Consider the following 22893-nt stretch of genomic DNA (forward strand, 5'->3'; position numbering starts at 1 on the left):
ACCATGAAAAAGACCGCAGCAGCCCTGCATATTCTGGTAAAAGAAGAGAAACTGGCCCAGGAGATCCTGGCCAAGCTGGATCGCGGCATCAGCTTTGATCATCTGGCGAAGCGTTACTCTAAATGCCCGTCCGGACGCAATGGCGGGGATCTCGGCGAGTTTCAACAAGGTGCGATGGTCGGCCCGTTCGATCAGGCGGTCTTTAGCTGCCCGCTTCTGAAGCCCTACGGCCCGGTAAAAACCAAATTTGGCTACCATATCATTAAGGTGCTTTATCGCCGCTGACGCGTGGTATATTGCGCCCCGATTTATTTCAACCTATTCAAGGCACGATCATGGCAAAAACAGCAGCAGCAGTGCACATTCTCGTTAAAGAAGAGAAACTGGCTTTAGATCTTCTGGAGCAGATTAAAAACGGTGCCGACTTCGGTAAGCTGGCGAAGAAGCACTCCATCTGCCCGTCAGGCAAACGCGGCGGCGATCTGGGTGAGTTCCGCCAGGGTCAGATGGTTCCGGCGTTCGATAAAGTGGTGTTCTCCTGCCCGGTGCTGGAGCCAACCGGCCCGCTGCATACCCAGTTCGGTTATCACATTATCAAAGTACTGTATCGCAATTAAAAAAGCCGGGTGGCGGCTACGCCTTACCCGGCCTACATCGTGCGGTTTTGTAGGTCGGGTAAGCGAAGCGCCACCCGACAAGGTTGTTAACCCGCTACCGCGATACGCTTCATATCGGTCATGTAGCCACGCAGTTTGTGACCTACTTTTTCGATCTGGTGGCTGCGAATCGCTTCGTTCACATCGCGCAGCTGCGCGTTATCCACGGCACCTTCCGCAATCGCTTTGCCCAGATCGCCCGTCTGCAGAGTGGTCATAAACTCTTTCAGCAGCGGTACGCAGGCGTAAGAGAACAGGTAGTTACCGTATTCTGCGGTATCAGAGATCACCACGTTCATTTCGTACAGACGCTTACGGGCGATGGTGTTCGCAATCAGCGGCAGCTCGTGCAGAGATTCGTAGTACGCAGACTCTTCGATGATGCCGGAATCCACCATGGTTTCGAACGCCAGCTCAACGCCTGCTTTCACCATGGCGATCATCAGTACGCCTTTATCGAAGTACTCCTGCTCGCCGATTTTACCTTCATACTGTGGCGCGGTCTCGAACGCGGTTTTACCGGTCTCTTCACGCCAGGTCAGCAGGTTTTTATCGTCGTTCGCCCAGTCCGCCATCATGCCGGAAGAGAATTCGCCGGAGATGATGTCGTCCATATGTTTCTGGAACAGCGGCGCCATGATGGTTTTCAGCTGTTCAGACAGCGCGTAAGCACGCAGTTTTGCCGGATTGGACAGACGGTCCATCATCAGCGTAATACCGCCCTGCTTCAGCGCTTCGGTGATGGTTTCCCAGCCGAACTGAATCAGTTTTTCCGCGTAGGCCGGGTCGGTACCTTCTTCCACCAGCTTGTCGAAGCACAGCAGTGAACCGGCCTGCAGCATACCGCACAGAATGGTCTGCTCGCCCATCAGGTCAGATTTCACTTCGGCAACGAAGGAAGATTCCAGAACGCCCGCGCGGTGGCCGCCGGTCGCTGCTGCCCATGCCTTGGCAATCGCCATGCCTTCGCCTTTTGGATCGTTTTCCGGGTGAACTGCGATCAGCGTCGGCACGCCGAAGCCACGTTTGTACTCTTCGCGCACTTCCGTACCCGGGCACTTCGGTGCCACCATCACTACGGTGATGTCTTTACGGATCTGCTCGCCCACTTCAACGATGTTGAAGCCGTGGGAGTAACCCAGCGCCGCGCCGTCTTTCATCAGCGGCTGTACGGAACGCACAACGTCAGAGTGCTGCTTGTCCGGGGTCAGGTTAACCACCAGATCCGCCTGCGGGATCAGCTCTTCGTAGGTACCCACTTTGAAGCCGTTTTCGGTCGCTTTGCGCCAGGAAGCACGCTTCTCAGCAATCGCTTCTTTACGCAGGGCGTAGGAGATATCCAGACCGGAGTCACGCATGTTCAGGCCCTGGTTCAGACCCTGTGCGCCACAGCCGACGATGACCACTTTTTTACCCTGAAGGTAGCTCGCGCCATCGGCAAATTCGTCGCGCGCCATGAAGCGGCATTTGCCCAGCTGCGCCAGCTGCTGGCGCAAGTTCAGTGTATTAAAGTAGTTAGCCATGGGTGATACCTCGTGATGTTGTGTGTCTTATTGTTCGGTTCGCGTTTCAGCGAGAATGTACCCACATTACAACAGGAAATTTATTGCGGAAATTGATATATTCACAACGTCATGTTGCAATTTTTGCAATATAAAAAGAGGGAGTGGAATCGGTGGATTTACGCGATCTGAAAATGTTCCTGCACCTGGCGGAAAGCCGCCATTTTGGCCGCAGCGCCCGGGCGATGCACGTTAGCCCCTCCACGCTTTCACGCCAGATCCAGCGCCTTGAGGAAGACCTCGGCCAGCCGCTATTCGTGCGCGACAACCGCACCGTCACCCTCACAGAAGCGGGTGAAGAACTGCGCATTTTTGCCCAGCAGACGCTGTTGCAGTACCAGCAGCTGCGGCACTCGATTGACCAGCAGGGGCCGTCACTTTCCGGCGAGCTGCATATTTTCTGCTCCGTGACCGCCGCCTATAGCCATCTGCCGCCGATTCTCGACCGCTTCCGCGCGGCGCATCCGTCGGTTGAAATTAAGCTCACGACCGGCGACGCCTCCGACGCAATGGAGAAAGTGGTGACGGGCGAAGCGGATCTCGCCATTGCCGGGAAACCTGAAACCCTGCCGGGCGCGGTGGCATTCTCAATGCTGGAGAATCTGGCGGTTGTACTGATTGCCCCGGCGCTGCCCTGCCCGGTGCGTAACCAGGTATCGGTGGAAAAACCGGACTGGTCCACGGTGCCGTTTATCATGGCCGATCAGGGGCCGGTCCGCCGCCGCATTGAACTGTGGTTCCGCCGTCAGAAAATCAGCAACCCGTCGATTTACGCCACGGTCAGCGGCCATGAGGCGATGGTGTCGATGGTGGCGCTCGGCTGCGGCGTGGCGCTGCTGCCGGAAGTGGTGCTGGAGAACAGCCCGGAGCCGGTGCGCAATCGCGTGATGATTCTGGAGCGCAGCGACGAGAAGACGCCGTTTGAGCTTGGCGTGTGCGCACAAAAAAAGCGGCTGCATGAGCCGCTTATTGATGCGTTCTGGCAGATTTTGCCGAACCACTAGCCTGCCAGGAAGAAGCGGAAGGCCGGGTTATGGGTTTCGTCATGACACTCATAGCCCAGCTCGTTCAGCCGCGTTTCGAAATCCGGCTCGTGCTCGCCCAGTTCGAACGCCGCCAGCACGCGGCCGTAGTCAGTGCCGTGGCTGCGGTAGTGGAACAGAGAGATGTTCCAGTGCGTGCCCAGCGTGTGCAGGAACTTGAGCAGCGCGCCCGGCGATTCCGGGAACTCGAAGCTGAACAGACGTTCCCGGAGCGGCTTCGATGGACGCCCGCCGACCATGTAGCGCACGTGCAGCTTCGCCATCTCGTCGTCAGAGAGATCGACCACGCTGTAGCCGCCCTCATGCAGCAGGTTGAGGATCTCTTTGCGCTCCTCCACGCCGCGGCTCAGGCGCACGCCGACAAAAATACAGGCATCTTTGGCATCGGCAAAACGGTAGTTAAATTCCGTCACCGAACGACCGCCCAGCAGCTGACAGAACTTCAGGAAGCTACCCTTCTCTTCCGGAATCGTCACCGCCAGCAGCGCTTCCCGCTGTTCTCCCAGCTCGCAGCGCTCGGAAACGTAGCGCAGACCGTGGAAATTCACGTTGGCACCAGACAGCACGTGCGCCAGCCGCTCGCCGCGAATGTTGTGCTGCGAGATGTATTTTTTCATCCCCGCCAGCGCCAGTGCGCCGGAAGGTTCCGCCACCGCACGTACATCCTCGAACAGATCTTTCATCGCCGCGCAGATAGCATCGCTATCAACCGTGACGATATCGTCGAGATACTCCTGGCACAGGCGGAAGGTTTCATCTCCAATGCGCTTCACCGCCACGCCCTCGGCAAACAGCCCAACGCGCGGCAGATCTACCGGGTGACCCGCATCCAGCGCAGCTTTCAGGCAGGCAGAGTCTTCCGCTTCAACGGCGATGACTTTGATCTGCGGCATCAGCTGTTTGATCAGCACCGCGACGCCCGCAGCCAGGCCACCGCCGCCGACCGGCACAAACACGCGGTCGAGATGGGCATCCTGCTGCAGCAGTTCAAGCGCCAGCGTGCCCTGCCCGGCAATCACCATCGGGTGATCGAACGGCGGCACCCAGGTGAAACCCTGCTGCTGCGCCAGCTCGATCGCTTTGGCTTTTGCTTCGTCGAAGTTGGCCCCGTGGAGCAGCACTTCGCCGCCGAAACCGCGCACCGCATCGACTTTGATGTCTGCGGTAGCGACCGGCATCACGATCAGCGCTTTCAGCCCCAGACGGGCAGACGAGAACGCAACGCCCTGGGCGTGGTTGCCCGCCGACGCGGTAATCACGCCGCGCGCTTTCTGCTCGTCGGTCAGCCCGGCCATCATCGCGTAGGCGCCGCGCAGCTTGAAGCTGTGCACCGGCTGACGGTCTTCGCGCTTCACCAGAATGACGTTGTCGAGGCGCGAAGAGAGTTTTTCCATTTTCTGCAGGGGCGTAACCTGCACGGCTTCATAGACCGGCGCGCGCAGCACCGCTCTGAGGTATTCCGCCCCCTCGGGGGCGGCGGATAAGGGTTGTGACTCGGCCATCATTAGCCCCCCAGTTTAGATTTATCGCGCACCGCGCCTTTATCTGCACTGGTGGCAAGGCTCGCGTAGGCGCGCAGGGCGAAGGAGACTTCACGCTGACGATCTTTCGGCGTCCAGGCTTTATCGCCGCGGGCTTCCTGCGCTTCACGACGGGCCGCAATTTCCTGGTCGCTCAGCTTGAGCTGAATGCCGCGATTCGGAATATCGATTTCGATCAGGTCGCCGTCTTCGATGATGGCGATGTTGCCGCCGCTTGCCGCTTCCGGCGAAACGTGACCGATAGAGAGGCCGGAGGTGCCGCCGGAGAAACGTCCGTCGGTGATCAGCGCGCAGGCCTTACCGAGTCCCATAGATTTCAGGAAGGTGGTTGGATAGAGCATCTCCTGCATGCCCGGACCGCCTTTCGGCCCTTCGTAGCGTATGACAACCACGTCGCCTTCCACCACTTTGCCGCCGAGGATCGCGTCTACCGCTTCATCCTGGCTTTCGTACACTTTCGCCGGACCGGTAAATTTCAGGATGCTGTCGTCCACGCCTGCGGTTTTCACGATGCAGCCGTTTTCCGCAAAGTTACCGTACAGCACGGCCAGACCGCCGTCTTTGCTGTAGGCGTGTTCCAGCGAGCGGATGCAGCCTTCGGCGCGGTCATCGTCCAGAGTGTCCCAGCGACAGTCCTGCGAGAACGCCTGGGTGGTTCGAATACCCGCTGGACCCGCGCGGAACATCTTTTTCACCGCGTCGTCTTTGGTCAGCATCACATCGTACTGGTCCAGCGACTCAGGCAGCGTCAGGCCAAGCACGTTTTTCACTTCACGGTTCAGCAGCCCGGCGCGATCCAGCTCGCCGAGAATACCGATTACGCCACCGGCACGGTGTACGTCTTCCATATGGTACTTCTGGGTACTCGGGGCAACCTTACACAGCTGCGGCACCTTGCGGGAGAGCTTGTCGATGTCGCTCATGGTGAAGTCGATTTCGGCTTCCTGCGCGGCGGCCAGCAGGTGCAGAACGGTGTTGGTGGAGCCGCCCATGGCGATATCCAGCGTCATGGCGTTTTCGAACGCCGCTTTGCTGGCGATATTGCGCGGCAGCGCGCTGGCATCGTCCTGCTCGTAGTAGCGTTTGGTCAGCTCAACGATGCGCTTACCGGCATTGAGGAACAGCTGCTTACGGTCGGCGTGGGTCGCCAGCAGCGAGCCGTTACCCGGCTGAGAGAGGCCCAGCGCTTCGGTCAGGCAGTTCATGGAGTTCGCCGTGAACATCCCGGAACAGGAGCCGCAGGTCGGACACGCGGAGCGTTCCACCTGGTCACTCTGCTCGTCAGAGACTTTCGGGTCCGCGCCCTGGATCATCGCATCAACCAGGTCGAGCTTGATGATTTTGTCAGAGAGCTTGGTTTTCCCCGCTTCCATTGGACCACCGGAGACGAAGATCACCGGAATATTCAGGCGCAGGGAGGCCATCAGCATCCCCGGGGTGATTTTGTCGCAGTTGGAGATGCAGACCATCGCATCGGCGCAATGGGCGTTTACCATGTACTCAACCGAGTCGGCGATCAGCTCGCGCGACGGCAGTGAATAGAGCATGCCCCCGTGACCCATCGCGATACCGTCATCCACCGCAATGGTGTTGAACTCTTTCGCCACGCCGCCGGAGGCTTCGATTTGCTCGGCAACCAGCTTACCGAGATCGCGCAGGTGTACGTGGCCCGGTACGAACTGGGTGAAGGAGTTCACTACGGCGATAATCGGCTTGCCGAAATCGGCGTCGGTCATCCCGGTGGCGCGCCACAGTGCGCGGGCACCCGCCATATTACGGCCGTGGGTGGTGGTGGCTGAACGATACTTAGGCATGCTTTATTTACTCCCGTCTGACAATTTAATGGGACGGTGCGTGCCGTCCCAAATTTATGCTTAGTGATTAACCTGATCCAACCAGCCGTATTTATCTTCTGTTTCGCCAGTGAAGAGGCCAAAGAACGCTTGCTGAATGCGTTTGGTGACCGGGCCGCAGCGGCCTTCGCCCACCTGGATACCGTCTACGCTGCGCACCGGCGTGATTTCAGCCGCGGTACCGGACATGAACACTTCATCGGCCAGATACAGGGATTCACGGGACAGTACCTGCTCGCGCACTTCGATACCCAGATCTTTCGCCAGCTTGATGATGGCGTCACGGGTGATGCCCGGCAGCGCGGACGAGGTGAACGGCGGCGTGAACAGGATGCCGTCTTTCACTTCAAACAGGTTTTCGCCCGCACCTTCTGAGATGTAGCCATTCACGTCCAGGGCGATACCTTCCTGATAGCCGTGACGGCGCGCTTCGCTACCGACCAGCAGGGAAGAGAGGTAGTTGCCGCCTGCTTTCGCGGCGGTCGGGATGGTGTTTGGCGCCACGCGGTTCCAGGAAGAGACCATTGCGTCGATCCCCTGCTCCAGGGCTTCTGCACCCAGGTAGGCACCCCATGGGAACGCGGCAATGATCACATCGGTGTTGTAACCGGCTGGCGGGTTCACGCCCATGCCGACGTCGCCCACAAACACCAGCGGACGAATATAGGCGCTGGTCAGGTTGTTCTTGCGAATCACGTCGCGGCAGGCTTTCATCAGTTCGTCGACGCTTTGAGAAACCGGGAAACGATAAATTTTGGCTGAGTCATGCAGACGCTGCATGTGTTCGCGATGGCGGAACACCACTGGCCCTTTGTGAGAATCGTAGCAACGGATGCCTTCAAATACGGAGGTACCGTAGTGCAGCGCGTGGGACATCACGTGGACCTTCGCGTCCTCCCAGCGAACCATCTCACCGTTGAACCAAATGTAATCAGCTTTTTTTGTCGTCATTTTTTCGTCCTGTCACGCTTAAGCGCGGATTTGTTGTGATGTGGTTGTGCTCTGGCAGATGGCAACATGGGCAACGTCTACCAGCTTTGATAATTGACTAAACAGTAAGTCGACCGACCGCGGGCTGGCAACGGTTAATTCGATACTGATATTCCGGGCGTCAGTGGCCGTCTCCATATTCATAGAGCAAATCTGAAAACCACGATGACGCACCACACGCAAAACGCGTTCTAAAGTTTCCGGGTTGAAGCGAGCCTGTACGGCGACCTGATGCTGCATCATGATAATTTCTCCATCATTTGTGAGTTACTGGCACCAGGCGGTACCAACGGCCAGACGTTCTCGAGTTCGTCGATTGAGACATGAAGCAGGTAAGGCCCATCGCTGTTCAGCATGGTGTCGAGCGCCGCTTCAACCTGATCTTTACGGGTGATGTGCTGGCCAGGGATGCCAAAGGCGCTGGCCAGGGTGAGGAAATCGGGGTTATCGGTGAGCGTCGTTTCACTGTAGCGCTCCTGGAAGAACAGCTGTTGCCACTGGCGAACCATTCCTAAACGCTGGTTGTCGAGCAAGACGATTTTCAGCGGTAACTGCTTACGCTTAACGGTGCCGAGCTCCTGAACGTTCATCATGAAGGAGCCGTCACCGGAGATACAGATAACGGTATCGTTCGGGCGGGCAACCTGTGCGCCAACGGCTGCTGGCAGACCGAAGCCCATCGTCCCTAACCCGCTGGAGGTGATGAAATTTTCCGGGCGGGTGTAGGTCATGTGCTGCGCGGACCACATCTGGTGCTGGCCTACGTCGGTAGTGACGACGCTGTCAGCCGGTTTACGGTCGGACAACTGCTTCAACAGCAGCGGCGCGTAGATGGCCTCGCCGGGGTGGTCGTAACGCCAGGCGTGCTCGGCGCGCATGTCTGCGGTGTGCTGACGCCATGCGTTGATATCCAGCGGCTGCTGCAATGCCGGTAACAGCGCGTTGAGATCGCCCTGCAAGGCGACATGCGCCTGACGCAGCTTGTTCATCTCCGCCGGGTCGATATCCATATGGATGACTTTGGCGTTCGGCGCAAAGGTATTTAGCTTGCCGGTGACGCGGTCGTCAAAACGGGCACCTACGGCGATGAGCAGATCGCACTCCTGCACCGCCAGGTTTGCCGCTTTGGTGCCGTGCATCCCCAGCATGCCCAGATAGTAGGGGTAATCCGCGTCGACAGCACCGAGACCTTTCAGCGTACAGGTCGCTGGCATCTGCGTTGTTGCGATAAATTCGCGCAGGGCTGGAACGGCCTGCGCCATGCCGACGCCACCGCCGACATACAGCATCGGCTGTTTCGCCTGCGCCAGCATCTGGCGGGCCTCTTCAACTTCCGCATCCGAAAACGCATCGTCGCTTTCAACGGTAGAGAAGTGCGGTTCCAGATCGCCGAGTGCCACCTGGATATCTTTCGGGATATCGACCAGAACCGGACCAGGTCGACCGGAGCTTGCCACTTCGAACGCTTCTGCCATTACGCGCGGCAGCTCTTCCAGAGACTGGACGAGAAAGCTGTGTTTGGTGCAGGCCAGCGATAGACCAAGGACATCGACTTCCTGGAATGCATCGGTACCGATAAACGGAGATGCCACTTGCCCGGTGATGGCGACAACGGGAACGGAATCCAGCAGCGCGTCAGCCAGGCCAGTGATGAGGTTAGTTGCGCCCGGGCCTGAAGTCGCCATACACACGCCGGTTTTACCTGTCGCTCGGGCATAGCCGATGGCTGCCATCGCTGCGCCCTGCTCGTGTCGGCACAAGAGATGTTCCACGCCGCCGTCATACAGTGCATCGTAAATCGGCATAATTGCGCCACCCGGATAACCGAATACGGTTTCGACTCCCTGCGCGCGCAACGCATGTACTACCCACTGTGCCCCATTCATAGTTAGTTCCCCGTCATAAATCGGGAGAAACAGAATTTTATGCTAGTCGTCATTCTCTGCTCCTCATTTACGTTTTTTAGTCATAAAAAAACCCCCGGACCTTTCGGTGCGGGGGTCTTAGTTCGTTAAGGCTTGATTTCTAAGCCTTTCCTCGTCCAAGTGCAGCCCCGCACGGTGGGATAATAATCACCACCACGCTAATCACGACCAGGCTAATCACTCGTAGAAGGGCTGTCATTTTCAGTTCTTTCTGCATCTTGTTCGAAGGAATACCTAAAGAGTTATCACAGAATTCAAAACAAACACAAGATTTATTTATGGCTCATTTGATTAGTCAGCAAATCATATTTCTTAAAATCGTTGTTTTATATGAGGAAAATAGAAAATGAATATTTTTCATTTTTTTACTGCGGTTTTAAGCGTCAAAACGGGGCTTTTTACATTCTGCGAGGAGGCTTCCACGGCTATGCAATGGTTTCAGTGTGCACATAAAATCTCTGAACAAGCGGCGTAAATTCACGAAATGACGCTAAACAGACAAAACAGGCGCTGGCATAGTTACCCCAGGAGGTAGTGCAAATGTCACTGTCAGTTGTTTATACGCGCGCGGCTCTCGGGGTAAAGGCACCGCTTATTTCCGTCGAGGTTCATTTGAGTAATGGCCTACCCGGACTCACGCTTGTCGGGTTACCTGAAACGACGGTTAAAGAGGCCAGGGATCGCGTTCGCAGCGCAATAATAAATAGCGGTTATACCTTCCCCGCGAAGAAGATCACCATCAACCTTGCCCCCGCCGATCTGCCTAAAGAGGGGGGACGATACGATTTACCTATCGCAATTGCCCTTCTCGCGGCTTCTGAGCAGCTTAATACGACACGGCTAGGCTCGTATGAGTTCGTTGGCGAACTCGCGCTCACAGGCGCGTTGAGAGGCGTTCCCGGTGCGATATCGGGAGCGCTGGAAGCCATACGTGCAGGGCGGCAAATCATTGTCGCCAATGAAAACGCATCAGAAGTGAGTCTTATCGCCGAGAAGGGGTGTCTCATCGCGGGGCATTTACAGGAAGTTTGTGCCTGGTTGGAGGGGCGACATGAACTGTCCGAGCCGGAGGAGTGTGATGATGCTATAGCGGATGCTCCAGAGGATCTCAGCGAGATTATGGGACAGGAGCAAGGGAAACGGGCGCTGGAGATTACGGCTGCAGGTGGACACAATCTTCTGTTAATTGGTCCGCCGGGTACGGGTAAAACGATGCTGGCAAGCAGGTTGAGTGGGTTGCTTCCACCGCTCAATAATCATGAAGCGCTGGAAAGCGCCGCCATATACAGCCTTATCAGTTCGACGTCGTTACAAAAACAGTGGCGCCATCGTCCTTTTCGTTCCCCGCATCATAGCGCTTCACTGACGGCAATGGTCGGCGGAGGGTCTATCCCCGGACCGGGAGAGATCTCGCTGGCGCACAATGGCATTCTGTTTCTTGATGAGCTGCCTGAGTTTGAGCGCCGCGTGCTGGATGCACTGAGGGAGCCCATTGAATCCGGTGAGATACATATCTCACGCACGCGGGCCAAAATAAGCTATCCCGCGCGGTTTCAGCTGGTCGCGGCGATGAACCCCAGCCCGACGGGTCACTACCAGGGCAACCATAACCGCTGTACGCCAGAGCAGACGTTGCGCTATCTGGGTAAGTTATCCGGCCCGTTCCTCGACCGTTTCGATTTATCCCTCGAAATTCCCCTTCCCCCGCCGGGTCTGCTCAGGCAAACGGGCATAACGGGTGAAAACTCAGCGAATGTACGCGAGCGGGTGATTGCAGCCCAGACGCGGCAGTACGCTCGTCAGAACAGGCTGAATGCGCGGCTGGATAATGCCGGGATCCGGCAGTTTTGTTCTCTTAACGTTGAGGATGCGGGATGGCTGGAGGAGACGCTGACGCGGTTCGGGCTGTCCATACGTGCGTGGCAGCGTTTGTTGAAAGTGGCCAGAACCATTGCTGACGTGGAGGGGTGCACTGACATCGAGAGGAAACATTTGCAGGAGGCGTTGAGCTACCGCGCTATCGATCGTTTACTGCTGCATTTGCAGAAATTGCTGGCATAAAAAAAGGGGCCTTAGCCCCTTCTTTTCATTTTAGTCATCAGACTCGGTGTAGTCTTCTGCACCTTCCATCTGCGGCTTGCCGCCAGATAGCGTATGGAAGCGCTTTGGACGCTTAATGCGCGCCATGTACTTGATCCATACACGTTCCGCTTCAGACTCCGGCTCACGCTCACCACGGCAAACAGAAACAAACTGTTTTTCGTCTTCGGTAGCAGGTTCACGCTTCCCCAGATCCAGCTCGTTAAAGGCATAACCATGGCGCTCAAGCAGTTGAGCTTCTTTGATGGTGAAATCGCCGTGACGAGAGAACCCGCGCGGATAATGTTTATTGTCGAAAAAACGATTAGTCGTCGTAAAGCTTTCCGCCATCCTACACGCTCCTAATTCTTTGGCCGAGCTATTTATGGCGCGGAGTATTAGTTACGCTTGACAGAGTGTAAAACAAAACATTTAAATCATAACGACAAATAATTTTGCGGAGAAAGATGTGGATACGGAATTGCTTAAAACTTTCCTTGAAGTGAGCAGAACACGCCACTTTGGGCGAGCAGCTGAAGCCCTTTACCTGACGCAGTCAGCAGTCAGTTTTCGTATTCGACAGCTGGAAAATCAATTGGGTGTGAATCTTTTTACCCGCCATCGTAACAATATTCGCTTAACGCCTGCCGGCGAGAAACTGCTGCCGTACGCAGAAACGCTGATGAATACCTGGCAGGCGGCACGTAAAGAGGTGGCACATACTTCGAGGCATAATGAGTTCTCGATAGGGGCCAGCGCTTCTCTGTGGGAATGCATGCTAAGTCAGTGGCTTACCCGGCTATATCACTCACACGGGCACCTGCAATTTGAGGCCAGAATTGCACAACGGCAGTCGCTGGTTAAGCAACTTCATGAGCGCCAGCTTGATCTCCTGATCACCACCGAAGCACCCAAGATGGACGAATTTAGCAGCCAGATTGTGGGACAGTTTGGTCTGGCGCTTTACGCCTCTGAACCCTCAATGATGAAGGCAGACCTGACCTATTTACGCCTGGAATGGGGGCCGGATTTCCAGCAGCACGAGACGGGATTGATTGCACCTGATGATGTTCCGCAGTTAACGACCAGCTCTGCAGAGATAGCCTGTCAGCAGCTGTCTCTGCTGAAAGGTTGCACCTGGTTACCTATTCGCTGGGCAGACACTAAAGCGGGGCTGCACACCGTGATGGATTCCATCACGCTTACCAGGCCGCTGTATGCAATTTGGCTGCAAAACAGTGATAAGCAATCGCAGATAAAAGATCTTTTAAAAATCAGCGTAATGGATTGATACATCAGCCAGCAGAAATGCTGGCTGAAAATTAAGAAGAGCGTTTTCTGCAGTATTTCAGGCAAAAAAAAAATCCTTTGCCGAAGCAAAGGATTCTATATGGCAGGGGCGGAGAGACTCGAACTCGCGACACCCGGTTTTGGAGACCGGTGCTCTACCAACTGAGCTACGCCCCTAAAGTTTTTTGCCATTAAGCCTGCCAATAAGGCAGGCTTAATGTCTTAATAAGTGGCGGAACGGACGGGACTCGAACCCGCGACCCCCTGCGTGACAGGCAGGTATTCTAACCGACTGAACTACCGCTCCACCGAAGACTGCTTGTAACCACCGGATTTATGCACCGGCTTACTACTTAATTTGATGCCTGGCAGTTCCCTACTCTCACATGGGGAGACCCCACACTACCATCGGCGCTACGGCGTTTCACTTCTGAGTTCGGCATGGGGTCAGGTGGGACCACCGCGCTAAAGCCGCCAGGCAAATTCTGTTAAATCTGTATCAAAGCTGAAAATCTTCTGTCTCTCGTCCGCCGAAACAGCTTCGGCGTTGTAAGGTTAAGCCTCACGGTTCATTAGTATCGGTTAGCTCAACGCATCGCTGCGCTTACACACCCGACCTATCAACGTCGTAGTCTTCAACGTTCCTTCAGGACCCTTAAAGGGTCAGGGAGAACTCATCTCGGGGCAAGTTTCGTGCTTAGATGCTTTCAGCACTTATCTTTTCCGCATTTAGCTACCGGGCAATGCCATTGGCATGACAACCCGAACACCAGTGATGCGTCCACTCCGGTCCTCTCGTACTAGGAGCAGCCCCCCTCAATTCTCCAGCGCCCACGGCAGATAGGGACCGAACTGTCTCACGACGTTCTAAACCCAGCTCGCGTACCACTTTAAATGGCGAACAGCCATACCCTTGGGACCTACTTCAGCCCCAGGATGTGATGAGCCGACATCGAGGTGCCAAACACCGCCGTCGATATGAACTCTTGGGCGGTATCAGCCTGTTATCCCCGGAGTACCTTTTATCCGTTGAGCGATGGCCCTTCCATTCAGAACCACCGGATCACTATGACCTGCTTTCGCACCTGCTCGAGCCGTCACTCTCGCAGTCAAGCTAGCTTATGCCATTGCACTAACCTCCTGATGTCCGACCAGGATTAGCTAACCTTCGTGCTCCTCCGTTACTCTTTGGGAGGAGACCGCCCCAGTCAAACTACCCACCAGACACTGTCCGCAACCCGGATTACGGGTCTACGTTAGAACACCAGCCATTAAAGGGTGGTATTTCAAGGGCGGCTCCACGCAGACTGGCGTCCACGCTTCAAAGCCTCCCACCTATCCTACACATCAAGGACCAGTGTTCAGTGTCAAGCTATAGTAAAGGTTCACGGGGTCTTTCCGTCTTGCCGCGGGTACACTGCATCTTCACAGCGAGTTCAATTTCACTGAGTCTCGGGTGGAGACAGCCTGGCCATCATTACGCCATTCGTGCAGGTCGGAACTTACCCGACAAGGAATTTCGCTACCTTAGGACCGTTATAGTTACGGCCGCCGTTTACCGGGGCTTCGATCAAGAGCTTCGCGTTGCCGCTAACCCCATCAATTAACCTTCCGGCACCGGGCAGGCGTCACACCGTATACGTCCACTTTCGTGTTTGCACAGTGCTGTGTTTTTAATAAACAGTTGCAGCCAGCTGGTATCTTCGACTGATTTCAGCTCCACCCGCAGGGGCTTCACCTACATATCAGCGTGCCTTCTCCCGAAGTTACGGCACCATTTTGCCTAGTTCCTTCACCCGAGTTCTCTCAAGCGCCTTGGTATTCTCTACCTGACCACCTGTGTCGGTTTGGGGTACGATTTGATGTTACCTGATGCTTAGAGGCTTTTCCTGGAAGCAGGGCATTTGTTACTTCAGCACCGTAGTGCCTCGTCATCACACCTCAGCGTTAATAAGGTACCGGATTTACCTGGAACCTCCGCCTACATGCTTAAACCGGGACAACCGTCGCCCGGCTAACATAGCCTTCTCCGTCCCCCCTTCGCAGTAACACCAAGTACAGGAATATTAACCTGTTTCCCATCGACTACGCCTTTCGGCCTCGCCTTAGGGGTCGACTCACCCTGCCCCGATTAACGTTGGACAGGAACCCTTGGTCTTCCGGCGTGCGGGCTTTTCACCCGCATTATCGTTACTTATGTCAGCATTCGCACTTCTGATACCTCCAGCACCCCTCACAGGACACCTTCAACGGCTTACAGAACGCTCCCCTACCCAACAACGCATACGCGTCGCTGCCGCAGCTTCGGTGCATGGTTTAGCCCCGTTACATCTTCCGCGCAGGCCGACTCGACCAGTGAGCTATTACGCTTTCTTTAAATGATGGCTGCTTCTAAGCCAACATCCTGGCTGTCTGTGCCTTCCCACATCGTTTCCCACTTAACCATGACTTTGGGACCTTAGCTGGCGGTCTGGGTTGTTTCCCTCTTCACGACGGACGTTAGCACCCGCCGTGTGTCTCCCGTGATAACATTCTTCGGTATTCGTAGTTTGCATCGGGTTGGTAAGCCGGGATGGCCCCCTAGCCGAAACAGTGCTCTACCCCCGAAGATGAGTTCACGAGGCGCTACCTAAATAGCTTTCGGGGAGAACCAGCTATCTCCCGGTTTGATTGGCCTTTCACCCCCAGCCACAAGTCATCCGCTAATTTTTCAACATTAGTCGGTTCGGTCCTCCAGTTAGTGTTACCCAACCTTCAACCTGCCCATGGCTAGATCACCGGGTTTCGGGTCTATACCCTGCAACTTAACGCCCAGTTAAGACTCGGTTTCCCTTCGGCTCCCCTATACGGTTAACCTTGCTACAGAATATAAGTCGCTGACCCATTATACAAAAGGTACGCAGTCACACCACGAAGGTGCTCCCACTGCTTGTACGTACACGGTTTCAGGTTCTTTTTCACTCCCCTCGCCGGGGTTCTTTTCGCCTTTCCCTCACGGTACTGGTTCACTATCGGTCAGTCAGGAGTATTTAGCCTTGGAGGATGGTCCCCCCATATTCAGACAGGATACCACGTGTCCCGCCCTACTCTTCGAGTTCACAACCTGTGTGCTTTCGTGTACGGGGCTGTCACCCTGTATCGCCGGACTTTCCAGACCGTTCCACTAACACACAAGCTGATTCAGACTCTGGGCTGCTCCCCGTTCGCTCGCCGCTACTGGGGGAATCTCGGTTGATTTCTTTTCCTCGGGGTACTTAGATGTTTCAGTTCCCCCGGTTCGCCTCGTTAACCTATGTATTCAGTTAACGATAGTGTGTCGGAACACACTGGGTTTCCCCATTCGGACATCGCCGGGTCAAAGGTTCATATCACCTCGCCGGCGCTTTTCGCAGATTAGCACGTCCTTCATCGCCTCTGACTGCCAGGGCATCCACCGTGTACGCTTAGTCGCTTAACCTCACAACCCGAAGATGTTTCTTTCGATTCATCACCGACTTGCGAAAATTTGAGAGACTCGAACACACCTTAAAGATGTGTCGTTTCAATTTTCAGCTTGATCCAGATTTTTAAAGAGCAAAACTTCGCAGTGCACCTTTTCAGGTTCACTCTGAAGTTTTCTTGTGTTCGCAGTAAAAGATGGTGGAGCTATGCGGGATCGAACCGCAGACCTCCTGCGTGCAAAGCAGGCGCTCTCCCAGCTGAGCTATAGCCCCATCGTTTTGCTAACCTCTTCAAATTTGCTTCGCAAATTTGGTAGGCCTGAGTGGACTTGAACCACCGACCTCACCCTTATCAGGGGTGCGCTCTAACCACCTGAGCTACAAGCCTGTAGAGGTTTTTACTGCTGTTTTTCATCAGACAATCTGTGTGAGCACTACAAAGGCAGGTTCTTTAAGGTAAGGAGGTGATCCAACCGCAGGTTCCCCTACGGTTACCTTGTTACGACTTCACCCCAGTCATGAATCACAAAGTGGTAAGCGCCCTCCCGAAGGTTAAGCTACCTACTTCTTTTGCAACCCACTCCCATGGTGTGACGGGCGGTGTGTACAAGGCCCGGGAACGTATTCACCGTAGCATTCTGATCTACGATTACTAGCGATTCCGACTTCATGGAGTCGAGTTGCAGACTCCAATCCGGACTACGACGCACTTTATGAGGTCCGCTTGCTCTCGCGAGGTCGCTTCTCTTTGTATGCGCCATTGTAGCACGTGTGTAGCCCTACTCGTAAGGGCCATGATGACTTGACGTCATCCCCACCTTCCTCCAGTTTATCACTGGCAGTCTCCTTTGAGTTCCCGGCCTAACCGCTGGCAACAAAGGATAAGGGTTGCGCTCGTTGCGGGACTTAACCCAACATTTCACAACACGAGCTGACGACAGCCATGCAGCACCTGTCTCAGAGTTCCCGAAGGCACCAAAGCATCTCTGCTAAGTTCTCTGGATGTCAAGAGTAGGTAAGGTTCTTCGCGTTGCATCGAATTAAACCACATGCTCCACCGCTTGTGCGGGCCCCCGTCAATTCATTTGAGTTTTAACCTTGCGGCCGTACTCCCCAGGCGGTCGACTTAACGCGTTAGCTCCGGAAGCCACGCCTCAAGGGCACAACCTCCAAGTCGACATCGTTTACGGCGTGGACTACCAGGGTATCTAATCCTGTTTGCTCCCCACGCTTTCGCACCTGAGCGTCAGTCTTTGTCCAGGGGGCCGCCTTCGCCACCGGTATTCCTCCAGATCTCTACGCATTTCACCGCTACACCTGGAATTCTACCCCCCTCTACAAGACTCTAGCCTGCCAGTTTCGAATGCAGTTCCCAGGTTGAGCCCGGGGATTTCACATCCGACTTGACAGACCGCCTGCGTGCGCTTTACGCCCAGTAATTCCGATTAACGCTTGCACCCTCCGTATTACCGCGGCTGCTGGCACGGAGTTAGCCGGTGCTTCTTCTGCGGGTAACGTCAATCGACAAGGTTATTAACCTTATCGCCTTCCTCCCCGCTGAAAGTACTTTACAACCCGAAGGCCTTCTTCATACACGCGGCATGGCTGCATCAGGCTTGCGCCCATTGTGCAATATTCCCCACTGCTGCCTCCCGTAGGAGTCTGGACCGTGTCTCAGTTCCAGTGTGGCTGGTCATCCTCTCAGACCAGCTAGGGATCGTCGCCTAGGTGAGCCGTTACCCCACCTACTAGCTAATCCCATCTGGGCACATCTGATGGCAAGAGGCCCGAAGGTCCCCCTCTTTGGTCTTGCGACGTTATGCGGTATTAGCTACCGTTTCCAGTAGTTATCCCCCTCCATCAGGCAGTTTCCCAGACATTACTCACCCGTCCGCCGCTCGTCACCCAGGAGCAAGCTCCCTGTGTTACCGCCCGACTTGCATGTGTTAGGCCTGCCGCCAGCGTTCAATCTGAGCCATGATCAAACTCTTCAATTTAAGTTTGATGCTCGTGAATTAAACTTCGTAATGAATTACGTATGTTCACTCAGAGACTTGGTATTCATTTATTGTCCGAAGACATTAAGAATCCATGTCACTTTGAGTGCCCACACAGATTGTCTGATAAATTGTTAAAGAGCAGTTGCAACGCGGCGTTAAGCTCACCGTTGCGAGGTCCCGTATATTACGTTTTCCTCATTCAGAGTCAAGTGATTATTTTCGCTTTTCTCTGCTGGCGTTCATCTCTGAACCCCGCTAACCCGGCGGCCTGTAAGCCGTTGTTCCGTGTCAGTGGAGGCGCATTATAGGGAGTTCTCAGACGTTGACAACCCCTCTTTTAAAAAAAACTTTCAACCGTCTCTTTTTTGCTCAAAACCGTGCTATAGCGCCAGTTTTTCGAGCGTTTCAAAGCCATAACGGCGTAAAACGGGTAAAAGTTGCTCAGTCTCTTTCGTGATAGCCATACAAAACGCGATATTCGCATCGGTAGATTTCGCATCCGGCGCTTCATGCTCCAGCAACCAGGCCGTACGACGGGCGATAGCCGCACCGGAATCCACCAGGCGCGTCCCCTCCGGCAGCACCTCTAATAGCTCTTCTTGTAATAGCGGGAAGTGGGTACAACCCAGCACAACAGTATCCGGAGGTTCGGGCATCCGCAGCCACGGACGAAGAATACGACGCAGCTCGTCGAGTGATACCGCCTTTCCGTGGAGCTTCGCTTCAGCCATCTCCACCAGCTCAGCCGAACCCAGCATCGCAATCTGGCATTCGTTGGCAAAACGGTCGATCAGCTCGCGGGTATAAGGACGCTTTACCGTACCTCGCGTTGCCAGCAAACCCACAATGCCATTCGCCGTCAGACGTGCGGCGGGCTTTATTGCAGGAACGACGCCCACAACCGGGAACTGGAATTTTTCACGCAGGGCGGGAAGAGAAACGGTGCTCGCCGTATTACAGGCGATGACGGCCAGCGCAAGGGGATAGCGCTTTTGTACCGCGGTGACGATTTCCACCACGCGCTCGACAATAAAATCTTCGCTCTTTTCCCCATACGGGAAAGCGACGTTATCGAAGGCGTAGATGTAATGGAGATCCGGCAGAAGATGCCGAATCTCATCATAGACCGAAAGCCCACCGACGCCGGAATCAAACACCAGCACGGTGGGACGCGGATTAGAAGGTGTAGCTGCCAGACAAGGTGTATTCCCGTCCTGCAGTTTGGTAGCCATAAACTGTCTCGTAATCTTTATCGAACAGATTGGCTATTTTACCACGAACTGTGAGATGTGAGGTGACAGGATACGAAACTGCGATATCCCACAGGCTTACACCGCCCATTTTCACGCGTTCTGACGAATAGGTGTCTGGATCAATCGCGACATCATAGCGGGTGCCCAGATAACGGTAGGCAAGGTTCCAGTCGAGATCCCATACCTGCCAGTCAAGCTGGTACTTAACCTGCTGCTTAGAACGGCGGGCCAGTACTTCGTTGGTTTTTGCATTACGCGGGTCGACATAATCATAGGAAATCTGATGTCCGACCGGGCCAGTATCGAACTGTGCCGTCGCTTCAACACCTTTAATACGTGCTTCGTCAACGTTGTAGTAACGATACGTATGCGGATCGCTGCTAATAAGATTATCAATGTCATTGCGATAACCGGTGATACGCCAGTTGACCGGTCCCGTCAGGCCCTCAAAGCCCCCTTCCCACTGCTTACTCTCCTCCGGTTTAAGGTCCGGATTACCGTAAGAGGCACTGTGGATCTGGCTCATGGTTGGCGCTTTAAAAGCGGTACCGTAGGAGGCAATCACGCGATAGCCATCCACAAACTCCCACGCGGCGCTAGTTTGCCATGTTCCATGGTTACCAAAATTGGAGTTGTCGTCATTTCGCGCCGCCGCCTCCAGCGTCACGCTGCTGAACTGCTGCATCGCCGAAACAAACACGCCGGTATTGCGTTGCTCGTAGCCTTTATCCAGGTAGCCCGTTCCGGCCTGCGTCTTCTGCTTTTGCCAGTCCAGACCTGCACCAATGTTGCCGTGACCGACTTCCACAGTGTTGAGCCATTGGGTGGTGTACTGCTTCACATCATCCATGGTGGCGGAATCAGCGTAACGCCCTTTCTTCGGATCATAGTTCTGATCTTTACTGCGACCGTAACCCGCCACCAGCTGTGACTGGAAAATTCCCTGGTTGTAACGCAGACCGGTATCCCAGTTCTGGCTGTAGAGCTGGCGAGTATCAGGTCGTCCATCCACCATAAAGTTGGCGTCGTAGTGATCGTAACCGTCATACGCGGTGCGGTTGTCGTAACCAAAGCCACGGAAGAAGCCGCTCACGCTGTCGGTAATCTGCTGTTCCACGGAGCCGTACAGCGATTTACTCATAAAGCCATCGCGGTCAGGCTGGCGCGGCGCATCTTTTGCGGCGATGTCAAAACCACGGGTATAGGTGTAGTTACCCGCCATGGTGATTTTGGTTTTATCCAGCACCTGCTGGAAAGCGCCATCATAGGTCTGATAACCCTTAGAGCCGACACCCGCTGAGATTTCTGCACCCGGCTTATCACGTCCGGTGATGATGTTAATCACGCCACCAATCGCGTCGGAGCCATACAGGGCCGAACGCGGACCACGGATATACTCAATACGCTGAATCAGCGAGGTCGGGATTTGGCTCAGATCGGGAACGTTGCTGATCCCGGCGTTATTCAAAGGAATACCGTCAATCAGCACCAGCACATGGCGAGATTCCGTTCCGCGAATAAAAGTCGAAGAGTTCGAGCCCATCCCACCGCTTTGCGCGATATCCACGCCAGGCAGACGTGACATGATTTCCACCACGCTCTTTGCCTGCCAGCGTTCAATATCTTCACGCGTCACGACGGACGTCGGCGCCAGAACAGTTTTTGCCGGTTGTTCAAAACGATTTGCCGTCACCACCAACGAGTCGGCGCTATCCTGCGCCCAGCCCGAAAATGCCGTAACGGACAACGCCGTCAACAGCGATACTTTTTTAATCATTGTTAAAGCATCCACAATATAAGAAGGATGCCGCAGGCCTCATCGATAGCACGCGATGATGAAACCAAATGCGACGTGATCCCGGCAGGTCTTCGGGCTAGGTGGCTATATAAGGATGAAGACTTCCCATTTTCACAGTGTCTACAACGCTCATCCCGCCAGACTTTACCGCTGCGCGTCAGCTCCAGATTTACACTGGATTCCCTTTTCACTCTCAGGAGACCGGAAACAGAATGCTACAATTAGACACGTATGGATGTCCAGACAGCTATTGGCCATTAAATCTGGACATCCCCTGAACAATGCCTACAATCCCCGCGTAATTCTTTATCACTCAGGACGCATCATGACCCCAGAACACCTCCCGACAGAACAGTACGACGCGCAGCTGGCAGAGAAAGTCGTCCGCCTGCAAAGTATGATGACGCCTTTCAACGCGCCCGTTCCCGAGGTGTTCCGCTCTCCTGTTAGCCACTACCGCATGCGCGCCGAGTTCCGCATCTGGCACGACGGTGACGACCTGTACCACATCATTTTCGATCAGCAGACAAAGTCCCGTATCCGCGTGGACAGCTTTCCGGCGGCGAGCGAGCTCATTAACCAGTTAATGACGCTGATAATGGACGGTGTGCGTAACAATCCGGTACTGCGTAACAAGCTGTTCCAGATTGACTACCTGACCACGCAAAGCAATCAGGCGATTGTCTCTCTGCTCTATCACAAAGCGCTTAACGACGAGTGGCGCGAGCAGGCGGAAGCGCTGCGCGATGGGCTGCGTGCGCAGAACATCAACGTTCACCTGATTGGCCGGGCGACCAAAACCAAAATCATGCTGGATCAGGACTACATCGACGAGCGCCTGCCGGTGGCGGGTAAAGAGATGGTTTACCGTCAGGTCGAGAACAGCTTCACCCAACCGAACGCCGCGATGAACGTGCAGATGCTGGAGTGGGCGCTGAAGGCGACGGAAGGGTCAACGGGCGATCTGCTTGAGCTCTACTGCGGTAACGGCAACTTCTCGCTGGCGCTGGCGCGTAACTTCGATCGCGTGCTGGCAACGGAAATCGCCAAGCCGTCGGTGGCCGCCGCGCAGTACAACATTGCCGCCAACCATATCGACAACGTGCAGATCGTTCGTATGGCCGCAGAAGAGTTCACGCAGGCCATGAACGGCGTACGCCAGTTTAACCGCCTGGAAGGGATCGATCTGAAGAGCTACCAGTGTGAGACGATTTTTGTCGACCCGCCGCGCAGTGGCCTGGACAGCGAAACCGAGAAGATGGTGCAGGCGTACCCGCGCATTTTGTACATCTCCTGTAACCCGGAGACGCTGTGCAAGAACCTCGAAACATTAGGCCAGACGCACAAGGTTGAACGTCTGGCGCTGTTCGATCAGTTCCCGTATACGCACCATATGGAGTGCGGCGTTTTACTTACTGCACGGTGATCTGTAGGCCGGATAAGCGTAGCGCCATCCGGCGTTT

At 55.1% G+C, this 22893-nt stretch carries 17 protein-coding genes, 4 tRNA genes, 3 rRNA genes and 1 riboswitch; of the genes, 6 read left to right on the plus strand and 18 right to left on the minus strand.

What is annotated here, in order from left to right; translation table 11 throughout:
- Positions 1-3 precede the first annotated feature (3 nt).
- Both ppiC (V1566_RS02165) and ppiC (V1566_RS02170) read left to right on the plus strand, forming a co-directional pair.
- The gene (ppiC, locus tag V1566_RS02165; protein WP_395304946.1) at positions 4-285 is read left to right on the plus strand and encodes a peptidylprolyl isomerase PpiC; all 282 of its coding nucleotides are present in this window, start codon (positions 4-6) and stop codon (positions 283-285) included.
- A 50-nt stretch (positions 286-335) separates the two neighbouring features.
- A complete protein-coding gene (gene ppiC / locus V1566_RS02170) occupies positions 336-617 on the plus strand; it encodes a peptidylprolyl isomerase PpiC (protein ID WP_003017999.1) in 282 nt (93 codons plus the stop codon).
- 86 nt (positions 618-703) lie between these two features.
- On the opposite strand, the gene ilvC is transcribed toward ppiC (V1566_RS02170), so the two are convergent.
- Complete coding sequence (ilvC, locus tag V1566_RS02175) at positions 704-2179, minus strand: ketol-acid reductoisomerase (RefSeq protein ID WP_023333828.1); 1476 nt, start codon at positions 2177-2179, stop codon at positions 704-706.
- Between the two features lie 152 nt (positions 2180-2331).
- On the opposite strand from ilvC, the gene ilvY reads away from it, so the two are divergent.
- Entirely contained in the window at positions 2332-3222 is an 891-nt protein-coding gene (ilvY, locus tag V1566_RS02180; protein ID WP_032641403.1) for an HTH-type transcriptional activator IlvY, read from the plus strand.
- On the opposite strand, the gene ilvA is transcribed toward ilvY, so the two are convergent.
- The 7 genes from ilvA to ilvL form a co-directional block, all read right to left on the minus strand.
- On the minus strand, positions 3219-4763 hold the full coding sequence (ilvA, locus tag V1566_RS02185) for a threonine ammonia-lyase, biosynthetic (protein ID WP_395305947.1): 1545 nt from the start codon (positions 4761-4763) through the stop codon (positions 3219-3221). The genes ilvY and ilvA overlap by 4 nt on opposite strands.
- A 2-nt stretch (positions 4764-4765) precedes the next feature.
- Positions 4766-6616: a dihydroxy-acid dehydratase gene (gene ilvD / locus V1566_RS02190; RefSeq protein WP_213823072.1), complete on the minus strand. Its 1851-nt coding sequence runs from the start codon at positions 6614-6616 to the stop codon at positions 4766-4768.
- Between the two features lie 60 nt (positions 6617-6676).
- Positions 6677-7606, minus strand: a complete 930-nt coding sequence (ilvE, locus tag V1566_RS02195; RefSeq protein WP_395304947.1) for a branched-chain-amino-acid transaminase — start codon at positions 7604-7606, stop codon at positions 6677-6679.
- A gap of 18 nt (positions 7607-7624) precedes the next feature.
- On the minus strand, positions 7625-7888 hold the full coding sequence (gene ilvM, locus V1566_RS02200) for an acetolactate synthase 2 small subunit (protein ID WP_024907956.1): 264 nt from the start codon (positions 7886-7888) through the stop codon (positions 7625-7627).
- On the minus strand, positions 7885-9531 hold the full coding sequence (gene ilvG / locus V1566_RS02205; RefSeq protein WP_395304948.1) for an acetolactate synthase 2 catalytic subunit: 1647 nt from the start codon (positions 9529-9531) through the stop codon (positions 7885-7887). The genes ilvM and ilvG overlap by 4 nt, the downstream gene beginning before the upstream one ends.
- A 2-nt stretch (positions 9532-9533) precedes the next feature.
- Entirely contained in the window at positions 9534-9584 is a 51-nt protein-coding gene (gene ilvX, locus V1566_RS02210) for a peptide IlvX (RefSeq protein ID WP_201405605.1), read from the minus strand.
- 86 nt (positions 9585-9670) lie between these two features.
- Positions 9671-9769 carry an ilv operon leader peptide gene (ilvL, locus tag V1566_RS02215; RefSeq protein ID WP_001311244.1) on the minus strand — a complete coding sequence of 33 codons (99 nt, stop codon included), beginning with the start codon at positions 9767-9769 and terminating at the stop codon, positions 9671-9673.
- A 341-nt stretch (positions 9770-10110) separates the two neighbouring features.
- Between ilvL and V1566_RS02220 the strand changes: the two genes are divergently transcribed.
- On the plus strand, positions 10111-11631 hold the full coding sequence (locus V1566_RS02220) for a YifB family Mg chelatase-like AAA ATPase (protein ID WP_395304949.1): 1521 nt from the start codon (positions 10111-10113) through the stop codon (positions 11629-11631).
- Between the two features lie 30 nt (positions 11632-11661).
- On the opposite strand, the gene V1566_RS02225 is transcribed toward V1566_RS02220, so the two are convergent.
- A complete protein-coding gene (locus V1566_RS02225; protein ID WP_023309658.1) occupies positions 11662-12000 on the minus strand; it encodes a DUF413 domain-containing protein in 339 nt (112 codons plus the stop codon).
- 118 nt (positions 12001-12118) lie between these two features.
- On the opposite strand from V1566_RS02225, the gene hdfR reads away from it, so the two are divergent.
- Positions 12119-12940, plus strand: a complete 822-nt coding sequence (hdfR, locus tag V1566_RS02230) for an HTH-type transcriptional regulator HdfR (protein WP_395304950.1) — start codon at positions 12119-12121, stop codon at positions 12938-12940.
- Positions 12941-13040: 100 nt separating this feature from the next.
- Here the strand turns inward: hdfR and V1566_RS02235 are convergent.
- The 9 genes from V1566_RS02235 to btuB form a co-directional block, all read right to left on the minus strand.
- Positions 13041-13116: transfer RNA gene (locus tag V1566_RS02235), tRNA-Trp, on the minus strand.
- 53 nt (positions 13117-13169) lie between these two features.
- Positions 13170-13246: transfer RNA gene (locus V1566_RS02240), tRNA-Asp, on the minus strand.
- Positions 13247-13302: 56 nt separating this feature from the next.
- Positions 13303-13418: ribosomal RNA gene (gene rrf, locus V1566_RS02245) — 5S ribosomal RNA — on the minus strand.
- Positions 13419-13490: 72 nt separating this feature from the next.
- A 23S ribosomal RNA gene (locus V1566_RS02250) occupies positions 13491-16396 on the minus strand.
- 180 nt (positions 16397-16576) lie between these two features.
- Positions 16577-16652 (minus strand) — tRNA-Ala (locus V1566_RS02255).
- Positions 16653-16690: 38 nt separating this feature from the next.
- Positions 16691-16767, minus strand: a tRNA-Ile gene (locus V1566_RS02260).
- 69 nt (positions 16768-16836) lie between these two features.
- Positions 16837-18376: ribosomal RNA gene (locus V1566_RS02265) — 16S ribosomal RNA — on the minus strand.
- The 16S, 23S and 5S rRNA genes sit together here with 4 tRNA genes alongside, the layout of an rRNA operon.
- A 383-nt stretch (positions 18377-18759) precedes the next feature.
- Positions 18760-19611: a glutamate racemase gene (gene murI / locus V1566_RS02270; RefSeq protein WP_023309660.1), complete on the minus strand. Its 852-nt coding sequence runs from the start codon at positions 19609-19611 to the stop codon at positions 18760-18762.
- Entirely contained in the window at positions 19556-21409 is a 1854-nt protein-coding gene (gene btuB, locus V1566_RS02275) for a TonB-dependent vitamin B12 receptor BtuB (RefSeq protein WP_395304951.1), read from the minus strand. Before btuB ends, murI begins: the two co-directional genes overlap by 56 nt.
- Positions 21410-21474: 65 nt before the next feature.
- A riboswitch (cobalamin riboswitch) is annotated at positions 21475-21651 on the minus strand.
- 104 nt (positions 21652-21755) lie between these two features.
- On the opposite strand from btuB, the gene trmA reads away from it, so the two are divergent.
- Positions 21756-22856 carry a tRNA (uridine(54)-C5)-methyltransferase TrmA gene (gene trmA, locus V1566_RS02280; protein WP_395304952.1) on the plus strand — a complete coding sequence of 367 codons (1101 nt, stop codon included), beginning with the start codon at positions 21756-21758 and terminating at the stop codon, positions 22854-22856.
- The last annotated feature ends 37 nt before the right edge of the window (positions 22857-22893 follow it).

This window comes from Enterobacter sp. ECC-019 (assembly GCF_043974075.1).
GTDB classification, from domain to species: domain Bacteria; phylum Pseudomonadota; class Gammaproteobacteria; order Enterobacterales; family Enterobacteriaceae; genus Enterobacter; species Enterobacter asburiae_D.